The sequence below is a fragment of the Inquilinus sp. genome (assembly GCF_057815775.1).
Map to the genome: position 1 here is coordinate 1 of NZ_JBYRFX010001113.1, position 1,788 is coordinate 1,788.

Annotated in this window: 3 protein-coding genes; 1 reads left to right on the plus strand and 2 read right to left on the minus strand. The window is 70.9% G+C overall.

The features are described 5' to 3' along the window. Together AC3XYG_RS39745 and AC3XYG_RS39750 are read right to left on the minus strand one after the other, a co-directional pair. On the minus strand, positions 1-589 hold a 589-nt coding region (locus AC3XYG_RS39745; RefSeq protein ID WP_489145437.1), incomplete at its 3' end, for a short chain dehydrogenase. Then, positions 586-1,302, minus strand: coding sequence for an NAD(P)H-dependent oxidoreductase (locus tag AC3XYG_RS39750; protein WP_489145438.1), 717 nt, complete (start codon positions 1,300-1,302; stop codon positions 586-588). The genes AC3XYG_RS39745 and AC3XYG_RS39750, both read right to left, overlap by 4 nt. 112 nt (positions 1,303-1,414) lie before the next feature. Here AC3XYG_RS39750 and AC3XYG_RS39755 point away from each other — a divergent pair. Then, a partial coding sequence (locus AC3XYG_RS39755) for a LysR family transcriptional regulator (RefSeq protein ID WP_489145439.1) occupies positions 1,415-1,788 on the plus strand: 374 nt, incomplete at its 3' end.

The window sequence follows — 1,788 nt, forward strand, 5'->3', positions numbered from 1 at the left end:
CGCCCCCCGGCACGATCACCTGTCCGGTCATCGCGGCCTCCACCGCCGCGACATAGGCCTGCGCCACCGTGGCGACCGGCGTGCCGTCGGCGCCGTCCAGCCCCATCGCCAGCAGCGTCTCGCGCACCCAGCCGGGGCTGACGCCGTTGACCCGCAGGCCGCGCGGCAGTTCGGCCGCGGCGGCACGGATGAAGGCCTCCAGCCCGGCATTGACCAGGGCGCCGAAGGCACTGCCCGGCGTCGGGCGGTCGAAGGCGCCGCTGGTCAGGGTGATCGAGCCGCCGTCGCGCAGATGCGGCAGGGCGCGGCGCAGCAGCGCCACCTGGCCCAGCAGCTTGCCCGGCAGCCCGCGGGTGAACTCCGCATCCGTGGCGGTGGCCAGCGCTGCCATCGGGGCGCTGGCGGCGCAGCAGATGACGGCGTCGATTGCGCCGGTCGAGTGCAGCAGAGCCTCGATCGTTTCCGGCCGTTCCAGATCCACGGCCAGGGACCCGCGGCGGGAGGCGCGCACCACCTCGTGCCGATCCTCCAGCGCCGCGGCGACAGCCATGCCGATGGTGCCGGTGGCGCCGATGACCAGGATCCTCATGCCGCCGCCCCGGTCTTCAGCGTGTAGGTTTCCGGGTCGTAATCGTCGAGGCTGGGGAAGCGCAGCGGCGGGGTCATCGCCAGGGTCAGCAGCCGCTGCCGGTACTGCTCAAGATAGGCCCGGCGGGCATCGTCGCCGATCCGGGCGGGCTGCCAGGCGATGAAGGGCGGCAGCACGTCGAAGCCGGTGAAGCGCAGCATGCCGTGCTGGATCGGATACAGCAGCCCGTCGATGTCGCCGTTCAGCCCGTCCGGCCCGTACATCGATGCCGGGCCGCCCGCGGTCAGCGACAGCATCGCCCGCCGCCCGGCAAAGCGGCCGCGGTCGTACCACAGGCCGCCGCCATAGACCGCGCCCATGGCGAAGACCCGGTCGACCCAGCCTTTCAGCATCGCCGGCAGCGAGAACCACCACAGCGGGAACTGGAGGATCAGCACGTCGCAGCGCAGCAGCTTGTCCAGCTCCGCCTGCACATCGGCGGCGAAACCGCCGGTTTCGCTGGCATGGGCCTCTTCCAGCTGCTGCTTGAACGTGTCGGGGTCCAGCACGCCGGTGAAATTCCCCCGGTCGGAGCGCGGGTTCCAGCCCATGGCGTAGAGATCGGAGACCACGACCGCATGGCCGGCCTCGGCCAGTGTGCGGCGGGCGGTGCCGGTCAGCGCGCCGTTGAAGCTGCGCGGTTCGGGATGGGCGTGGACGATCAGGATGTTCATGGCGGCTCCTCTTGGCTGGGCGGTTCATGGCCTGCCGCACCCAAACTGGCGCCTCGCCTCTCTGAAGAAAATGATCCATGATCTTCAATAGCTTTGAAGTAATGGAGATAGAATGCGCGGCAGCGACTATGCCGAGCTGCGGGCCTTCGCGGCGGTGGCGGAGGCGGCGAGCTTCTCCCGCGCCGCCGGTCCTCTCGGCCTGTCGCCCTCGGCCCTCAGCCAGACGCTGCGGGCGCTGGAGGCGAGGCTGGGCGTCCGCCTGCTGAACCGCACGACGAGGACCGTCTCGCCGACCGAAGCAGGGCAGGCGCTGCTCGACCAGATCGGTCCCGCCTTCGCCAGTGTCGATCGGGCGGTCGAGGGGGTGAATGCGTTCAGCGCGCGGCCGCATGGCACGGTGCGCCTCAACGTGCCGCGCATGGCGGCCGCGCTGGTCCTGGCACCGCTGTTCCGCCGCTTCACACAGGCCTATCCGGAAGTCACGCT

Coding starts and splice junctions, on each gene's coding strand:
- AC3XYG_RS39750 (WP_489145438.1), bottom strand. CDS start 1,302: ATGAACATCCTGATCGTCCACGCCCATCCCGAACCGCGCAGCTTCAAC.